14 protein-coding genes are annotated in these 17060 nt (G+C 56.5%); 8 read left to right on the top strand and 6 right to left on the bottom strand.

What is annotated here, in order from left to right; all coding sequences use genetic code 11:
- A partial coding sequence (locus tag AS89_RS18995; protein ID WP_237709706.1) for a hypothetical protein occupies positions 1 to 437 on the top strand: 437 nt, incomplete at its 5' end.
- A gap of 74 nt (positions 438 to 511) precedes the next feature.
- Positions 512 to 979, top strand: a complete 468-nt coding sequence (locus AS89_RS0114710) for a hypothetical protein (RefSeq protein WP_010133485.1) — start codon at positions 512 to 514, stop codon at positions 977 to 979.
- On the opposite strand, the gene AS89_RS18290 is transcribed toward AS89_RS0114710, so the two are convergent.
- The 4 genes from AS89_RS18290 to AS89_RS17780 all read right to left on the bottom strand — a co-directional run bounded on the left by AS89_RS18290 (position 980) and on the right by AS89_RS17780 (position 8491).
- A complete protein-coding gene (locus tag AS89_RS18290) occupies positions 980 to 3487 on the bottom strand; it encodes a serine/threonine-protein kinase (protein WP_237709707.1) in 2508 nt (835 codons plus the stop codon). It lies immediately after the preceding gene.
- A 150-nt stretch (positions 3488 to 3637) separates the two neighbouring features.
- A complete protein-coding gene (locus AS89_RS18285; protein WP_010133483.1) occupies positions 3638 to 6295 on the bottom strand; it encodes a serine/threonine-protein kinase in 2658 nt (885 codons plus the stop codon).
- A 97-nt stretch (positions 6296 to 6392) separates the two neighbouring features.
- On the bottom strand, positions 6393 to 7415 hold the full coding sequence (locus AS89_RS0114695; protein ID WP_010133482.1) for an FHA domain-containing protein: 1023 nt from the start codon (positions 7413 to 7415) through the stop codon (positions 6393 to 6395).
- 563 nt (positions 7416 to 7978) lie between these two features.
- Complete coding sequence (locus AS89_RS17780) at positions 7979 to 8491, bottom strand: MarR family winged helix-turn-helix transcriptional regulator (protein WP_050901716.1); 513 nt, start codon at positions 8489 to 8491, stop codon at positions 7979 to 7981.
- A 532-nt stretch (positions 8492 to 9023) separates the two neighbouring features.
- Between AS89_RS17780 and ectA the strand changes: the two genes are divergently transcribed.
- The 6 genes from ectA (at position 9024) to AS89_RS0114660 (ending at position 15610) form a co-directional block, all read left to right on the top strand.
- On the top strand, positions 9024 to 9638 hold the full coding sequence (gene ectA, locus AS89_RS0114685) for a diaminobutyrate acetyltransferase (protein WP_010133480.1): 615 nt from the start codon (positions 9024 to 9026) through the stop codon (positions 9636 to 9638).
- A 78-nt stretch (positions 9639 to 9716) separates the two neighbouring features.
- Positions 9717 to 11042, top strand: coding sequence for a diaminobutyrate--2-oxoglutarate transaminase (ectB, locus tag AS89_RS0114680; RefSeq protein WP_010133479.1), 1326 nt, complete (start codon positions 9717 to 9719; stop codon positions 11040 to 11042).
- Positions 11043 to 11118: 76 nt separating this feature from the next.
- A complete protein-coding gene (locus tag AS89_RS0114675) occupies positions 11119 to 11523 on the top strand; it encodes an ectoine synthase (RefSeq protein WP_010133478.1) in 405 nt (134 codons plus the stop codon).
- A gap of 133 nt (positions 11524 to 11656) precedes the next feature.
- Complete coding sequence (locus tag AS89_RS0114670; protein ID WP_010133477.1) at positions 11657 to 13102, top strand: aspartate kinase; 1446 nt, start codon at positions 11657 to 11659, stop codon at positions 13100 to 13102.
- Complete coding sequence (locus tag AS89_RS0114665; protein WP_010133476.1) at positions 13090 to 14097, top strand: tetratricopeptide repeat protein; 1008 nt, start codon at positions 13090 to 13092, stop codon at positions 14095 to 14097. Before AS89_RS0114670 ends, AS89_RS0114665 begins: the two co-directional genes overlap by 13 nt.
- Before the next feature lie 91 nt (positions 14098 to 14188).
- Complete coding sequence (locus tag AS89_RS0114660) at positions 14189 to 15610, top strand: sodium/proline symporter (protein ID WP_010133475.1); 1422 nt, start codon at positions 14189 to 14191, stop codon at positions 15608 to 15610.
- Between the two features lie 75 nt (positions 15611 to 15685).
- Here AS89_RS0114660 and AS89_RS0114655 read toward each other — a convergent pair whose 3' ends face one another.
- The gene (locus AS89_RS0114655; protein ID WP_010133474.1) at positions 15686 to 16264 is read right to left on the bottom strand and encodes a YceI family protein; all 579 of its coding nucleotides are present in this window, start codon (positions 16262 to 16264) and stop codon (positions 15686 to 15688) included.
- A 34-nt stretch (positions 16265 to 16298) separates the two neighbouring features.
- On the bottom strand, positions 16299 to 16862 hold the full coding sequence (locus tag AS89_RS0114650; protein WP_010133473.1) for a cytochrome b: 564 nt from the start codon (positions 16860 to 16862) through the stop codon (positions 16299 to 16301).
- Between the last annotated feature and the right edge of the window lie 198 nt (positions 16863 to 17060).

The raw sequence follows: 17060 nt of genomic DNA, 5'->3' as shown, positions 1-17060 counted from the left end.
TGTTTCCGGTGTCCGTTACGGAAAACGGATCTACGGATAAGGATCAGCGGGCGCTCAGGATGAGCACCCGTCATCGGCAAGCAGCACAGCGCCTTTCAACCATTTTGCCAAAGGATTGGTACTTGACCGTCACCACAGAGCCCAATTGGGTGGCGATCAGCAATTCAGGAAGACTTCAGCGCAAGCTGAACCGTCAGGCCGGCCCGGTAACCACAGAGCCTAGGAAGCCGGGATTGTGGAAGGGCCTGACAGAGGCACGGATGCCTCATTTCGCTCTTGATAGTGTTGTTGTAACCGTAGATGGCTGGGACCATCTTTTTACTACCGGCAGTAAGCGTGCTTACTGCCGTTTTTTTTGCTCAAAATTTGATGGAATTTCCTGCGCGGGTTGCATTAAGCTATGTGACTCAGTTCTCATTCTGAGTCTGTGTTTGTAATTCAATTATTTCAAGACCAACGACCACCCTGGGCGGTTTGCAGGGAATATAGTTAAAACGTACAGGATAGAAAAATGACAGAAGCAGCCGAAGCCGTTGAAACCTGCATCGTGGTACCCGAGAAGGGAAAAGTTGAGCGGAACTTTACCTTGGAGCCGACTGGTGCCGATCAGGTTTGGGTTCTGAAGGATGAGGATGGTGATGAGTGGAAGACCATCTGCGTCAAATTTGAGGGTGTGAAAGACGGTGGAACCGGCAAATCCGGTAAGGCCGAGCTGACCATCCAGATGGTCAATAGCGATCTGGTCTTCAAGAAGCTGCCGGGCAATATCGATGGTATCGATATCTACGATGTAATCAATGACGGTAACGAAGGGATCTCCAGCTGCAAGGTCGACAGCCAGAATGCGCAGGAGCTGAAGATGGTGCTGAAGGCCAACAAGCAGACCTCCAGTGGTTTTTCATTTAAGTGGGTGGCCGAGGATACCAGTGGCAATGAGGTACTTTCCGCTGACCCGAATGCGCAGCTCGACCCGCTCTGATCAGGTACATATAGCGTTTTTTACCTGCTCTGAAACCTGGGGCTGGGCGCAGAGTTGCTGAAAGGCCGGTAGATTGAACCATTCTGCGCTCATGCCCTGCGCCAATAACTGCTCAATATAGTGATTAGCAGAACTCCATTCGTTAGCTAGGGCGTAAATTTGCGCTGCGTTATATCTTATATCCGTATCTTCTGGTGCTTCTCGTAAAAGAGAAAGTGTTAATGATATGGATTCGGGTGTCTTATTTAAGTACGCCAAGGTTAGAGCACGGTAGAGTTTGGATTCTAGGTTCTCTTTGTTCTTGGTAAGTTCTAGTAACTTATTAAATATGTCTTTCGCTTGTTGTTCATCGCCCAGCATCAAATATGTCTCTGCCATTTGTTCCATGGCTGGTACATTGTTTGGTACATACTCAAGTACTTGATTGTAAGTATCTAATGCTTGTGGGTATTTTCGTTGAAGAAAGTAAGCGACACCAAGATTGGATGTGGTGCGATAACTGCGTAGTTCTTCGGGAATAGAGGCGATCGATTTTTCGGCGGCTGCCAAATTGCCACTCTCCAGCTCAATTACGCCGAGTGCGGAATATGAGGACCAGTGCTCCGGGAAGGTTGTAACTGTCTCGTTAAGGGTTATACGCCCATCATCGTATTTTCCGCTAGCTATCTGGTTCAGGGCAATCAGATATAGGTTGTCTGCGGATGGGTTGAGTTCGGCGGCTTCTGTTGCATGTCTTAGGCCTGACTCATAATCCCCATTTCGATAGTAATTTCGCGCGCGCTCACTGAGTAGTTCGGCGAGTGGGAAGTCTGTCGTTTCAAGGGTTGATATTAACTGCTGGTAGTGCTCTGAGTAGTCACCCAAGCCATAAATGAATAATTTGAGTCTGCTGATCAATGACTTGGAGATGCCAAAGTTATCTGCCTTCTCGAATGTCCGCAATGCTGACTCCAAGTGTGTTGGGTTACCGTCAAGAACAAATAGCCGCGCGGCAACGTCAGATATACCTTGGTAGAGATATGCATTGCGTGGGTATCGATCGCTCAGTGAGACGAGGTCACCAAGATCTTTTTCATCAAGAGCTTTGGCCTCCAGGCGGCCGAGAATGTCGAGGTAAATTTTGTAGTCTTCATCAGACATGCTTACTTGCTCAAGTGGCTCCCGCTGATAAGCAGAAGCGAACAGCAGGGCAGCACTATTGCTGGTGCGGTATTGCGCTTCTTGATTCTTGTCCGTCAGGAATGTGAAGCTCTCTTGGCGTTTTATCTGATTGCTCTCAGGTGCGACACGCTGAAGTGCGATCTCGCAGCGGGTCCGGGCGCATTCCAACCTCGCATAGAGGGCATCGGTAACCCCTTTGTCTTTCAGTTTTTGCAGCTGTGTCTCAAAATCCTGCCCCTCTTTCGGGGTAAAACTCACCAGCGCGCTCGCCTTCAATTGCGAAACCGAATTCATCAGCGCCCGCCGCACCATGGTCTTGGTCAGCGCCTCAGTATTCTCATCACCACGAATCTCACCATTAATCTCCACCGGCATCACCGCAATATACTGCGGTTCCAGTCGGGTAATCTCCTTCCAGCCCCAGTAGCTTCCCGCCCCCAGTACCAGAGTCGCGGCAACACCGGCTACCACCCGCTGCCAACGTCGGCGACTTTTGACTTTCTGTTGGGTAAACAGGTCAGTCAGGGTCGCAGTGAAATCTTCCGCTTCCGCTTCCATCCCCTGTTTGTGCAGCAGGGCAAAACCCTGATACACAACCTGCGCACTTTCCGGGCGCTGCGCGGGCTCTTTGGCGAGGAGCTTGTCTAGCAGGATCGACAATGGCTCGGGAATACCCGCCCATGCCTGTTGCGGCGGTATATGAAGTTCGCTGGTAATGCGGTTGGCCATGGCCAGCGCGCCGGCTTCGTGTTTTTCAAATGGGCGGCTGCCGCACAGTAGCTCGTAGGCAATGGCGCCGAGGCTAAACAGGTCACTGCGCGCGGTGAGGGTTTTACCGAGGATCTGTTCTGGTGACATGGCGGTGATGGTACCGGCCAGCTGGTTTTCCGCGGTGAGGGTTTTCTCGTCCAGCTGCTGGGATTTGGCGATACCGAAATCGGTGATCTTCGCCACCGGCTCACCCTTGGCGTTTTTCGTAATCAGGATGTTGTCGGCCTTGAGGTCGCGGTGGATGATGCCGAGGTCGTGTGCCTGCTGCAGGCCCAGACAGATCTGCATCAGCAGGCTGAGCTTCTGTTGCAGGCTGGGGCTACGCTCGCGCATCCACGCGCGCAAAGTAGTGCCCTCGATATATTCCATTACCAGAGCGACACTGGTGTCGTTGCCAGTGGTTTCTTCCAGCACATCGTGCAGGGCGACAATATTCGGGTGATTGAGTTGGGCGAGCAGGCGGGCTTCCTGCTGGATACGTTCGCGGGCATTCTGGCTGGCGGTATCGTCGCGGAGCTTCTTAACCGCCACTTTGCGATGCAACTTCAGGTCTTCGGCGAGGTAGACAATACCCATGCCGCCCGCACCTAGGGTGCTGAGTACACGGTAACGGTCGCTGCCTAATTGGGGTGTTTCGTGGGCAGCATCGGTTGTGCCGTTCTGTACAACCTCGGGATCTGCAATATCCATCTGCGTCGCTTCACTGTGTGGTTGAGCCCGAACCCGTTACTCCTGGGTCCCATTGAGGGCAAGCTGGGAATTGCCCTTCTTTTTATTCTTTCCCTTGCCGCCACAGAGACCCGGATATTGCTGCCGCAGGTCGTTGAAGCTGGGAATGGAACAGATTTTGGCAAAGCGCGGCGTGTAATACCAGATGGGGGATATTCCATGCTCCAGGGTCTTGCGCATATGTGCCTTGGCGGAGAGCAGGTCGCCGGTGGTGATGTATACCTGCGCCCGGGCGTAATTGGTATACAGGTCGTCCGGGGCGTCGCGGCGGATTTTGATCAGGTTCTCTACGGCTTTTTCCGGCTGGCCGAGTTCGGCATAGGCGCGCGCCTGCATGAGTAGCCCTTCCCAGTCATCGCGGTCCTCGGATACCCGCAGTGCGCGGCGGGCAAAGTTCAGGGCCGTTTCATGCTGATTCAGTTCGTAGGCAATTTCCGCCTGGTACAGGTAGGCTTCGGCATCTTTGGGTGAGAGCTGGTTTACACGGTCGAAGCAGCCGCGGGCCTCGCTGTACTGTTTTTCGATGTAGTAGGCGAGGCACAGGTTGTACAGGTCCAGTGAGCCGATATTGTCTACCCCGACCTCGGACAGCAGGCGCACGGTTTCGCCGGTGTTGCCCAGATCGAGCTGGTTGCTGGCGAGCAGGGATACGGCGGCGATGTGATCGCTATTGAGTTCGATGGCTTCTTGCAGGGTCTGGTTGGCAGCAGCCATGTCGCCGCCGCGAGTCTCGGCCAGGGCCTTGATGATGAGGTAGGCATAACTGGTGCGCAGCTGCAGGGCCTTGTTGATTTCAGCAAGGGCCAGGTCGTAGTTCCCGCGCTGGTCCTGGTACATGGCACTCAGCTCATGGTAGCGGGCCTTGTCCGGCAGGATCAGCTCCAGGCGAGAGAGCAGTGCTTGTGCGCGGCTCGGGTCATTGGCGTGAATCGCCAGGCGCAGCTCGCTGGTCAGTAGCTGCGGTGTGTTGACCAGGGCGGCGGGGGCGCGTTGCAGAAAGTTCCGCAGGCGGTCGACCGCTTCGGCGGCACGGCTGTTCAGGTCGTGGTCGATTACGATGTGCGCGTAGAGTTCATACAGCGGCGCAAAGTTACTCGCCTTCTGCTGTAGCGCGTCCATTTGATCCAGCAGCTCGGGCTGGTGCAGCTCATCGGCGCGGCGCTCGTAGATTTCCAGGTAGCGCTGGTAGTTCTCGGCACTGATTTGCAGCGACTGTTCGGCACCGTTGGCGGGGAAGTCTGGCAGCAGGCGGTTGAGCTGGTGCAGCGCGCGCGCGCGGCTTTCCAGCCCTTCGTCCAGGGACAGGCGCGTGCTGCGGTTGCCGATAACGGCGAGCGTATCGTTATCGAGCAGCTCCAGGGACAGCTCGCAGCTGGAGCGGACGCAATCCAGGGTGGGGACCAGCAGCAAATCGGCATTGAGGCTATTCGCCTGCGCAGCGATGGGTTGGCCATGCAGCTTGTGGGATTCGGCAAAGGAAATCAGGTTGAGCCCGTCGCGATTGGACAGTCCCTGCTTGAGTGCGCTGTGTACATTGTTGCGCAGCAGGCGCTGCTCGCGGGACATGCTCTGTTCCTCGTGGCTCTCTGCAACCTCGAGGACGGCAATGTACTGGCTGGGTGCGGGTTCTTCGGTCGCGGGTAGCCAGTTCATCGATGATCCGGCAAACAGGGCGGCCACACCCAGCGCGCCGCCCAGCACGATACCGGCGGCAATTTGCAGGCGTCGCCAGCGCGGTGCTTCCTGTTCCCGGTGCTGGTAAAAATTCTCCGCCGTGACGGTGGCGGTCAGGCTGTGGGTGCGGGTAAAGCTGGTATTGCTGCCGCGCAGCTGCGAGAGCAGGGCTTCCAGCTCGGTAGCAACCGCCGCGGCATTGATCGGGCGCTGCTCGGGCTTCTTCGCCAGCAGCAGGTCCAGTAGCTGGCACAGTTGCGGTGGCAGTTCCGGTGCCAGGCGTGCGGGCGGCACGTGCGGCTGTTTGACGATGCGGTCGGCAACCACATACGGGCTGTTGTTATCACCAAACGGGTTTTGCCCGCACAGCAGGCGGTAGGCAAGCACACCGAGGGAGAAGAGGTCGCTGCGGTTGTCGAGGGGTTTGCCCTGGGCCTGCTCCGGCGACATGGCCCCCCAGCTGCCTGCCACGTGTTGTTCGCGCGTGAGGCCGCTGTCTTCCTGCCAGTTTTTGGCGATCCCGAAGTCGGTGATTTTGATGGTGCCGCTGTTGTCCACCAGGATGTTTTCGGCTTTCAGGTCGCGGTGAATAATGCCGGCACTGTGTGCGCGGGTAAGCCCGCTGCAGATCTGCTTGATCAGCTGCAGTTTCAGGATCAGGTCTGGCGAGCGTTCCTTTTGCCAGCGGTCGAGGCTGCAGCCATCCACGTACTCCATCACCAGCGCGATGCCATTGTCTGTGTCGACCACATCGTAGAGCTGGACAATATTGCTGTGGTTCAGCTGGGCCAAAAGAAGGGCTTCGCGGCGGATGCGTTCGTCGGCATTGCTGCTATTGGGGTTGCGGAGCAGTTTCTTGATGGCGACCCGACGGTTGAGGCGCTCGTCGGTGGCGAGGTAAACCACGCCCATGCCGCCGGACCCGAGTCTGGCGGTGGCATGGTAACGGCCGATATAAAACGGTAACTGCTCAGATTGCATGTGCTGACTGCGGTAAACAAATCTACGGGAAAAACCGCCGTCCGTGGATTCAAACTTGCTCCTTGCAAAGTGACCTCTGCGCGAGGCTGGGCCGGGATCAGGCCGGCGTTACTTCGTTCTCCTGTGCCGCTTCTTTCACGAGAGGATATTCACCGGTGGAGGCTTCCAGTTCCTCTTTCTGGGAGCCTTTGAAGATGTCCAGCTGGGTGCAGCCGAGGCGCATTTCATAGGCCCGGCGCTCAACCAGCTGTGAGGTGTCGATGGCATCTGGCAGGCTGTCCGCGATCTGTTTGCGCGCGCGGAAAATCTGCGTATTCAGGTGATTGATGGTAATGCCCAGTTCGCGGGTGGCGAGGTCCACGGCAACCCAGCCCTGGTCGGCGGGGTCGACGCCGCGTTTGATGTCGCTGATGCGTGCGCGGGCCAGGTACAGCAGCAGGTAATTGTGCGAGCGCGCTGGCAAGTCCTGCTTCATGTCGTCCTTCACCAGTTGCAGCTGCACGTGTTCCTCGTGGTGGCTCACGGTATAGCGCAGGCGGAAGTCGGCGATACACAGGTTTTTGAGGGAGAGCTCGGTGGTGGTGCCCTGGCTATCGCCAAGGAATAGTTGCCAGCTGTTGCGCGCACAGTCGACGCGCGCACCGTGGCTTACTACCTTGGCGCTATCGCTGTTTTCGTCGCAATCGAGGATCTCGTAAATCCACACCCCATTGGTGGGGTTGAAGTGCAGGCTGGCGATGGGGTCGTGTTCGTCCGGCAGCAGGTGGTAGAACTCGAGGGGGGTGGCTTCGCCTGATTCCAGGTCGATCAGCAGGTTCTCTGGTGGGTCGAGGTTTTCTACCCGCCACTCGGCATTGCTGGCGCGGCCAAAGGTAATTTTGTCGCCGAGGTACAGTTGCTGGTTTTTGGCCGGAATCAGTTGCTGGCCATTGACCCAGGTGCCGTTGCGGCTGACGTCGCGAATGATCCAGTGGCTGCCGGTCCATTGGATGGCGGCATGAATACCGGAAATTTCCGGCAAGGTGATGCGCGTGTCCGCGACACCCTGGCGGCGGCCAACGGTGTGGTGCGCCAATAGGTAGACGGGTTGATCCCGGTCCGGGTGCTGCAAGCAAGCCATGATTCGTCCTTCCCCAAAAAAGCTGCGCAAAAAACGGCTGCAGCGCAGCGGCCTAAACGGCTGCGGTTGCCGAAAATCTGAACAGTAATTGCAAGACAGGACTGCCGGAATTTATTGTGCCGTGCACGGCCTTGTGCGCGGTTGGGCGAGGGCAGGCTGCCACTCTATTGTTAGCCCCGGGGGAGCCGTCGCGGTACGGGCATGTATTGTGACGCTCGGATAGGGAACCCCTGTCCGAAACTGCAATCGCCCATCGATTTACCAATAATTGCGGAATCGTTTGTTTTCGCCGCGACAGCTGTTCGCCGCTGTCTTGTATTAGTGATCACAAGTCTGTTGCTGACATCTTCCTAGTCAACAGGCGTGTGTCCACCATAGTGTTGCAACGCCATTTATACCCAACTACGGGCTGAATGCAACGACCTGAGCCGCGAATACAGGGAAATAGCGCGTAAATTGCACGGTCGTACAATTTTCGGGTGTGACTTTGCGTTTCTCGCCGGTTTGCAGCGCTGGATAGCCCACGTTTACGCAGGCTTGGCGCTGGTTGCGAAAGGCCGATATTAGATGGGGTTGTCGTCGCTGGGGGGTGCCTTGCGGCTGTCCTTGCGGTCGAGTTCGCCCACATCCAGTACCGGTGACGCGTCGATGTGTTCGGCGTCCATCATGAGCGCGACGCGCTGCAGCGCAGAAATAATCATCGACTGTTCCCACTCCCGCAGGTCGCGAAACTGCTTCACAAAGTGTTCCTGCAATGGAGTCGGTGCGTCACGGATAATGTCTACCCCGGCGTCGGTGAGATAGGCGTGCACCTTGCGCTTGTCTTCGGAAGAGCGCTCGCGGTAGACCAGGCCGCGCTTCTCCAGGCGGTCGAGGATAGTGGTGACCGTCGCCTGGCTGAGGCTGATTTCCTTGGCCAGAGCGCCGATGGTGACCTGGCCCTGTTCGCGGATCGCCTGTAGCAACAGCAGTTGCGGTGCCGTGAGCCCGGCCGTCTTGACCAGCTGTTTGGAGTGCAGGTCTGTGGCGCGGATCAGGCGCCGCAGGGTAATCAGTACTTCTTCAATCTTGTCCATCAGCAGCAGGCTCTCGAGTTCGTGTCGGCTCAGTTGGCGTCGGCCCAGTTGGTATGGGCTGGGTTGCTCGCGCCCGATTTTGGGTTCTGCGTCAGGATTGTCAATTGTTCCGCGACTGCTTCCGCCACTGAATGCGCCATCCGTTGCCCGCCCGCGCCGGCTTTCGCTCCCCGTTTCGCGCTCTCCGGTTGTATTCCGCGCCGAAGGATAGGCCGTGTCGCCCGCCGCTTTCGGGTGCCCCTTCATTGTGCGCAAACCCTTTGCTGGTGCGGTCTCTGCACGCTCTTGGGGCGCCTCCCGGAGGTCGGCATCGTCTACGTTCTGATCAAGTTGCATAAGGCTTGGCCTTGCATTCCAAATATTGTTTAGAGTACTATGGATTCAAATGTTTAGTGCAGTAAATATTTTTTTCTCCTTTAGGTCAAATTTTCGACTGAATCAGCGTTCAGGTGGGAATTTTTAGTGCCTCGGCTGAAGTTCAATATTGCTGTAATAATTTGATGACTAAATATAGATTTTGGAAGGAATTGGTTTGAGCGCAGTACGCGAACAAAAAGAAGACGATTCGATTGACGACAAGGTTTATCCGGCGCAGCCGCAACAGGCACCCAAGGCGCCGGTTACCACAGGTAAGGGGGGCGAAGTTCAGTTGCGCCGCCCGGTCAGTGAAGACGGTGCCCGTGTCCATCGTCTGATCGGGGATTGCCCCCCTCTCGACACCAACTCTCTTTATTGCAACCTGCTCCAGGCAAGTCATTTCGCCGCCACCAGTGTGGCCGCAGAACACAATGGCGACCTGGTGGGGTTTATCTCCGGCTACATCATCCCCGACCGCCCAGACACCCTGTTTATCTGGCAGGTGGCGGTGGCCGAAAGTGGGCGTGGAATGGGTCTGGCGGGTCGCATGCTGCGCGAAATCCTGAGTCGCCCGGCTTGTCGCGGCGTCCGTTACCTCGAAACCACCATCACTCCGGATAACGAAGCCTCGTGGGCCTTGTTCCGCGGTTTCGCCCGCAAGCTCGATGCGGTCTGTATCGACAGCGTGATGTTTGACCGTGAGCGCCATTTCAACGGCCAGCACGACAGCGAGATGCTGTTGCGTATCGGCCCGTTCGCTGCGGCAGAGCATCAGCGCGAAGCCTGTTGAGCGGCTCTGCTCACGACCTGAATCACAACACCGTTTTTTTATTCGTACTTAATCAACCATCAGAAAAGGGTTGCCACAATGAAAGTATTTGACGAAATCGAATCTGACGTAATGAGCTATGCCCGCGCGTTCCCGCGGGTATTCAACAAGGCACAGGGTGAATACCTGTACGACGAGGAAGGTAATCAGTACCTGGACTTTCTCGCGGGTGCGGGCACGCTGAACTACGGGCACAACAACCCGATTTTCAAGCAGGCGCTGCTGGAATACATCGAGCAGGATGGCATTACCCACGGCCTCGACCTGCACACCAAAGCCAAGCGTGAGTTTCTGGAAGCGTTCTCGGAAAAAATCCTGCAGCCGCGCGACCTGACCTATGTCATGCAGTTTACCGGCCCTACCGGCACCAACGCGGTGGAAGCCGCGTTGAAAATTGCGCGTAAGTACAAAGGCCGCGAAAACATCATTTCATTTACCAATGGTTTCCATGGCTGCAGCCTCGGTGCGCTTTCTGCCACCGGTAACTCTCATCATCGCGGTGCCTCAGGTGTGAGCATGAGTGGCGTTGCCCGTATGCCTTACGAGGGCTACCTGGGTGACGACATTGATACCACGGCATACCTGGACAAGGTACTGAGCGATTCCTCCAGCGGTATCGATCACCCGGCGGCGGTACTGGTTGAGACCGTGCAGGGTGAGGGCGGTATCAATGCGGCGAGTGTTGAGTGGCTGCGTAACCTGCAGGACGTGTGTCACAAGCATGACGTGTTGCTGATCGTCGATGATATTCAGGCGGGCTGTGGCCGTACTGGCAGCTACTTCAGCTTTGAAGAAGCGGGCATTGTGCCGGACATCGTCACCCTGTCGAAATCCCTGAGCGGCTACGGCCTGCCGTTTGCGGTTGTACTGATGAAGCCCGAGCTTGACCAGTGGAAGCCCGGCGAGCACAACGGCACCTTCCGCGGGAATAACCTGGCGTTCGTCACAGCGACCGCGGCGATCAATCACTACTGGAGTGATGACAAGTTCGCCAAGGAAATTCTGCGCAAGGGCGAGTACATCGAGCAGCGCCTCGAGCACATCGTTGAAACCTACGGTGACGGCAATATGACGACCCGCGGTCGCGGCATGTTCCGTGGTCTGAATTGTGTGAGCGGTGAGCTGGCGGGCAAGATTACTTCCGAAGCGTTCCGCAACGGTCTGGTGATTGAAACCAGTGGTGCGGACGATCATGTGGTGAAAACCCTGTGTCCGCTGACCGTCAGCGATGAAAACCTGAAAAAAGCACTGGATATCGTTGAGGCCGCCGTCGCCAAAGTGCTGCGCGGTGAAGAGGTGCCGGAAGAGCACGACTTCTTTGCGGAAGGCAGTGACGAAACCGAGTCTCTGGCCGACGCGGCCTGATTATCTCGGCATCGCCTGTGCGGCCCGTTGGGCCGCTTTTCCAAGACCAGATTTTAGAGTTTAAGTAGAGTTAGTAATGATCGTAAGAAAACTGCAAGACGCTGAAAAATCCGACCGTCGTATTGTGTCGGATGGTTGGGAGAGCACGCGTCTCCTGCTGAAAAATGACAACATGGGATTCTCTTTCCATATCACCACCATCTATGCGGGTGCAGACCTGAACCTGCATTACCAGAACCATTTGGAATCTGTGTATTGCATCTCCGGTGAAGGCTCCGTGATGGCGGAAGCGGATGGCATCGTGCACGAAATTACCCCCGGCACGATCTACATCCTGGATAAAAATGATAAGCACGTGCTGAAAGCCAAAACCGAAATGAAAATGGCCTGTGTATTCAACCCGCCCTTGCATGGCAAGGAAGTGCATAACGCGGAAGGCGCCTACGAGCTGGAAGCGGAAGCGGTACAGGACGAAAAATAAGGCGGCCCCCAAGGTTATTCCAATGCATAACAGGGCAGCAGAATTCTGGAGCACCTCACGGGATTATTTTGATTCCAGCAGTCGTTCTGGCGCTTCCAGTCAAACATTCGGAAATGGTCAACGCAAGAAACCCATGAAAGCACACACGGTTGAAAAAATCGGCGGTACGTCTATGAGTGACTACCGCGCAGTACGTGACAACATCATTCTGAAAAATGGCAAGGCGAGGGCAGAGGGCCTGTATCGGCGGGTATTCGTTGTGTCTGCCTATGGTGGCATCACCGATATGCTGCTGGAGCACAAGAAGTCCGGGCGCCCGGGTATTTTTGCCTTGTTTGCCGGTGCCGATGACGAGCGCGAGTGGTCGGATGCGGTTGCCGGTTTGCACGCGCGCATGCAGGAAGTCAATGCATCACTGTTTACTGATGACGTGACGCTGGCCAAGGCCAACGCCTTTATTGGTGAGCGTATCGAAGATGCGGCGAACTGCCTTGCGGATCTTGAACGAGTCTGTCAGCACGGGCATTTCGCCCTTGAGGGCCACCTGGACGTGGTCAGTGAAATGCTGGCGAGCCTGGGTGAGGCGCACAGTGCCTGGAATACCGCACAGCTGTTGAGGCAGGAAGGCATCAATGCCCGCTTTATCGACCTCACCGGATGGCGCGATGGCGAGCATCGCACCCTGGACGAGCGTATCGAGCGTGCCTTTGCCGATGTAGATTTCGATAACGAACTGCCAATTGCCACCGGCTATGCGCACACCGCAGAAGGCCTGATGAAGACCTTCGCCCGCGGCTACAGCGAGATGACTTTCAGTCGTATCGCGGTGATCACCGGCGCCAGCGAAGCCATCATTCACAAGGAATACCACCTGAGCAGTGCTGATCCGCGCCTGGTCGGGGAAGAGCAGGCCGTGCCCATTGGTCGTACTAATTACGACGTGGCAGACCAGCTCGCCAACTTGGGGATGGAAGCGATCCACCCGCGCGCGGCAAAAGGCCTGCGCCAGAAGGCGATCCCCTTGCGTGTGATGAACACGTTTGAGCCGGAGCATAGCGGTACCCTGGTCACCGGTGATTATGTGAGCGACACGCCACAGGTAGAGATCATTGCCGGCCGTAAAAACATCTATGCTATTGAATGTTTCGATCAGGACATGATGGGCAGCATGACCAGTTACGATCGGGCCATCAATGATGCAATTGCGCGCTTCAAGGGTGGGGTTGTAACCAAAGACATCAACGCCAATACCATTACTCACTACCTCAGCAGTAACCTGAAAACGGTGAAGCGGATTAAGAAGGCGATTGGTGAGCAGTTCCCCGATTGTGACATCCAGGTGCGCAAGGTTGCCGTGGTGTCTGCTATTGGCAGTGATATGACGGTCTCCGGCATGCTGTCACGAGCGGTTAGCGCACTGGCTAACTCTGGAATCAGTATTCTGGCCATTCACCAGTCCATGCGTCAGGTAGACATGCAATTCGTTATTGACGAGAGCGATTACGAAAATGCAGTGAAAAGCCTGCATGCGGCACTGGTGGAAGTGCACGATCACGGCGAGGCAATATGCGCAGCGTGAAGCTTGGTTTTTCTTCCAAATGGCCGTCAGCGTTGCTGGCGGCTTTATTGGTTCTGGCGGGTGCGTTTTATCTCGCATTCCCGGTCGTGGCGCAGGATGACACCGAGGTGCCAGCCCCGGTGGTAAGCGATGAAGAGAAGCAGGAAGACCAGAAGAAACTGGCAGAGCTCGAGCAGGCGGCGGCTGCTGCTGGCAATCTCGAGAAGCCACTTTATTCGCCGTTTATCGAACGCTACGTGCTGGATGAGCTGAAGCAGTTGCGCGTGGATATGGCGGCCCAGAAAGTGTCGCTGACAGAGAATATCGTAGACCGGCAATTGAGTGCCGCGGACAAGGCGATCACCTACGCCACCGACACCATTACGTATTTCTTTTACCTGATTGCCGGTTTCAGCTCCCTGTTGGTGATTATGGGCTGGACCTCGATCCGCGATGTAAAAGAAAAGGTGCACACCCTCGCCAACCAGGAAATCTCCAGCCTGGTGGAGCAATACGAAGCGCGCCTGCGCAGTATCGAGGAACAGCTTTCCGAGAAGACGCAGCATATCGAAGATAACCGGGATGAGATTGAACTTACCCAGGAGATTCACTCGCTGTGGCTGCGTGCCGGACGTGAACAGACGCCCACCAGTAAGATCGCGATTTACGATCAGATCCTGAATTTGCGTAAGGATGATGGCGAGGCGCTGACGTACAAGGCCGATGCCGTGCTGGAGCTGGATGAGCCCCAGTGGGCAATCAACCTGTGCCTGCAGGCACTGGAGATCGACAACCAAAACGGCAATGCCTATTACCAGCTTGCCTGTGCTTACGCCTATCTGGAGCAGCCGGAAGAAGCGGTAAGCTACCTGCAGAAGGCTCTGGATATTTCACCGGCGTACCGGGATGAGGCGCTGGAGGATAGTGCATTCGATCAGCTACATGACTGTGATGACTTCTCCAAGCTGGTGGGGTCAGCGGAAAGTAGTGGTGCGCCCCCCGCGAAAGGGAGCTAGTGCCTGCGTAGATGCCGCTGTGTGCGCGGTATCAGGTGGCCGGGAGCGGCTGCCAACCATAACGATAAAATCCAACTTTCAGGGGATAAGTGTGCTTGTTAGCTTTCTGTTTTTTCTGGCCCTCTTTGCCGCGGTAGGTGTGAGCTCCTACCGCAAAAGCCGCGGTACCAGGCAAGATTATTACCTCGCCAGTCAGGATGTCTCGCCAATGTTGGTGGGGCTTTCTGCCGTGGCCACAAATAACAGTGGCTATATGTTTATCGGGGTGATCGGGTACACCTATGCAACTGGCCTCGCCTCTATCTGGTTGATGATCGGCTGGATTCTCGGGGACTTTTTGGGTTCCCTGTGGATGCACCGGCGTTTGCGCCAGGCTGCCAAGCGTAGCGGTGAAGCCAGTTACGCCGGGGTCCTGGCATGCTGGCAGGGAACGCGTTTCGGCACATGGCAAAAGCTCGCCGGTATTCTGTCACTCCTGTTCCTGCTGGCGTATGCCAGCGCGCAGCTGGTCGCGGGCAGTAAAGCGCTTTACGCGGTGCTGGGGCTGCCTATCTGGAGCGGCGCGGTGATTGGCGGGGTGATCGTTGCGGCGTATTGCCTGGCTGGGGGTATCCGCGCGTCGATCTGGACAGACGCGGCGCAGTCACTGGTGATGGTACTCGCGATGGGCACCCTGCTGGTAGTGGCGACGCAATCCGTCGGCGGTGTCACCGAGGCCTGGCAGGCAATGGGCCAGGTTGACGGGTTCCTGGATTGGTATCCCCAGGATTTGCTATTACCCGGAGCGGCAGGTGGCGCGCTGTTTATTCTGAGCTGGTTGTTTGCCGGTATTTCGGTTGTGGGGCAGCCGCATGTGATGGTGCGCTTTATGGCACTGGATGACAGCGGCAACATGCTGCGCGCTCGCTGCTGGTACTACCTGTGGTTCGTGCTGTTTTATGCCATGGCCACTGCTGTGGGTATGTTGTCGCGCATTCTCCTCAGCGACCAGGGTGCGTTTGATGCGGAGCTTGCATTGCCGATGATGGCGATGGAGTTGCTGTCGCCGGTTATGGTGGGGTTGATTCTCGCCGGGATCTTCGCCGCAACCATGTCTACCGCCGATTCACTGGTATTGAGTTGTTCGTCGGCGCTCACCCACGATCTGTTGCCGCAGCGCACAGAGAATACCCGCCTGCTCAAATTTGCCACCCTGGGCATAACCCTGGTGGCGGTCGCCTGGGCGCTGCTGAACAAGCAAAGCGTGTTTAGCTTGGTTGTGATGAGTTGGTCGGCACTGGCATCCGCGTTTGCACCGCTACTGATGGTGCTGGCGGCCGGTGGTCGCCCCTCACAAAAACTGGCGATTACGATGTCGTTACTCGGCTTGGCAACGGCATTGCTGTGGCGCTGGCTCGGTTGGCAGGCGCACATATACGAGGGCATGCCGGGGATTCTGGTAGGGCTTGTGGTGTTCGCTCTAGGCACCTTGCGGACCTGGGCGCCCAGCCCACGGCCGCAGGATGCGCGCTGACAGGCGAGCGAACGAGAGTCAATAAAAAAGCCCGGTTTGATACCGGGCTTTTTTGTGTGCGAAGGGTGCCGCGACTTAGAGGCGAATACCCTCTACATCGAGGATCATCTCCACAGTTTGAGATGCCGGACCCAGGTCGTAATCGATACCGAAGTCTTTCAGCTTGAACTCAGTCGTGCCGGAGAAGCCCTGGCGGTAGCCGCCCCAGGGGTCTTTGCCGCCGCCGATCTCGGTGACGTCGATGGTGATCGGCTTGGTGACGCCGTGCAGGGTTAGGTCGCCCTTCAGCAGCGCTTTGCCATCACCATTGGGTTCAAAGCTGGTGCTTTTGAAGGTGGCGGTGGGGAACTTGGCCACATTCAGAAAATCTTCACCGCGCAGGTGCTTATCGCGTTCGGCGTGGTTGCTGTTCAGGCTGGTGGTGTCCACGGTCACTTCTACGGAAGAGGCTTCTGGATTGGCTTCGTCATAGACGAAGTTACCGTCGAACTTGTCGAAGCGGCCATACAGCCAGCTGTAACCTAGGTGCTTGATACGGAACTGTACAAACGCGTGGGCGCCTTTGGTGTCGAACTTGTACTCCGCTGCGTTTGCGGTTGTGCTAATTGAGCCGGCTACCAGCGCGGCAAACAAAAAGGTTGCGATTTTCTTCATTGAGGTTGTTTCCTGTTTCAGGGTTTTGATTGTGTTAATGGGATTCTAAATTCGGCACCTTGCCCAGCATCTTGCGCAGGGTGTTGTCTTTGTTCACGAAGTGGTGCTTGAACGCCGCCAACGCGTGCACCACGACCAGCCCGATCAGCGCCCAGGCGAGCCACTCATGTACTACGCCGGCAATGTCTTCCTGGTTCTCTAGCCCCTGAATGGTTGCCGGCACACTGAACCAGTTGAATACGTCGATGGCTCGGCCATCGGCGGTGGAGATCAGGTAGCCGGTGATACCAATGGCAATCAGCAGTAGATACAGCGCACCGTGCGCGACACTCGCGGTGCGTTGTTGCCAGCGCGGCGCGGGCTCCGGGTCAGGGGATACGTTCAGCCAGCGCCACACCAGGCGCGCTACCAGGAGAATCAGCAGCAGGATACCGACGGACTTGTGGATGTTCGGGCCCTGGCGGTACCAGGGGTCGTAATAGGAGAGGTCAACCATCCACCAGCCCAGGGCAAACATGCCGATGATGACTGGTGCCATCAGCCAGTGCAGGGTAACGGCCACCCAGCCGTAATGGGTTTTACTGTTGCGGGACTGCACGCGCCGGCGCCTCCGTATGAGCAGGTCTGTTGTTGTCAGGGAGGATTATAAAAAGCTGGTGCGCAGTGAAAAGTGCAAAAACATGGCGCTATGTTTCGAAAAAATCGCACTTGGTTGGCGGGTGGTTATTTTTTGTTCGGCGCACGCACTCTGAATGCCAGCGAGCAGAGTGTAAAGATGGGAGAGCTGTGGAGGAGT

The organism is Microbulbifer agarilyticus S89 (assembly GCF_000220505.1).
GTDB lineage: Bacteria > Pseudomonadota > Gammaproteobacteria > Pseudomonadales > Cellvibrionaceae > Microbulbifer > Microbulbifer agarilyticus_B.
This window is presented reverse-complemented; position numbering and strand designations above follow the sequence as displayed.

Coding starts and splice junctions, on each gene's coding strand:
- AS89_RS0114710 (WP_010133485.1), top strand. CDS start 512: ATGACAGAAGCAGCCGAAGCCGTTGAAACCTGCATCGTGGTACCCGAG.
- AS89_RS18290 (WP_237709707.1), bottom strand. CDS start 3,487: ATGGGTATTGTCTACCTCGCCGAAGACCTGAAGTTGCATCGCAAAGTG.
- AS89_RS18285 (WP_010133483.1), bottom strand. CDS start 6,295: ATGCAATCTGAGCAGTTACCGTTTTATATCGGCCGTTACCATGCCACC.
- AS89_RS0114695 (WP_010133482.1), bottom strand. CDS start 7,415: ATGGCTTGCTTGCAGCACCCGGACCGGGATCAACCCGTCTACCTATTG.
- AS89_RS17780 (WP_050901716.1), bottom strand. CDS start 8,491: ATGGACAAGATTGAAGAAGTACTGATTACCCTGCGGCGCCTGATCCGC.
- ectB (WP_010133479.1), top strand. CDS start 9,717: ATGAAAGTATTTGACGAAATCGAATCTGACGTAATGAGCTATGCCCGC.
- AS89_RS0114675 (WP_010133478.1), top strand. CDS start 11,119: ATGATCGTAAGAAAACTGCAAGACGCTGAAAAATCCGACCGTCGTATT.
- AS89_RS0114670 (WP_010133477.1), top strand. CDS start 11,657: ATGAAAGCACACACGGTTGAAAAAATCGGCGGTACGTCTATGAGTGAC.
- AS89_RS0114665 (WP_010133476.1), top strand. CDS start 13,090: ATGCGCAGCGTGAAGCTTGGTTTTTCTTCCAAATGGCCGTCAGCGTTG.
- AS89_RS0114655 (WP_010133474.1), bottom strand. CDS start 16,264: ATGAAGAAAATCGCAACCTTTTTGTTTGCCGCGCTGGTAGCCGGCTCA.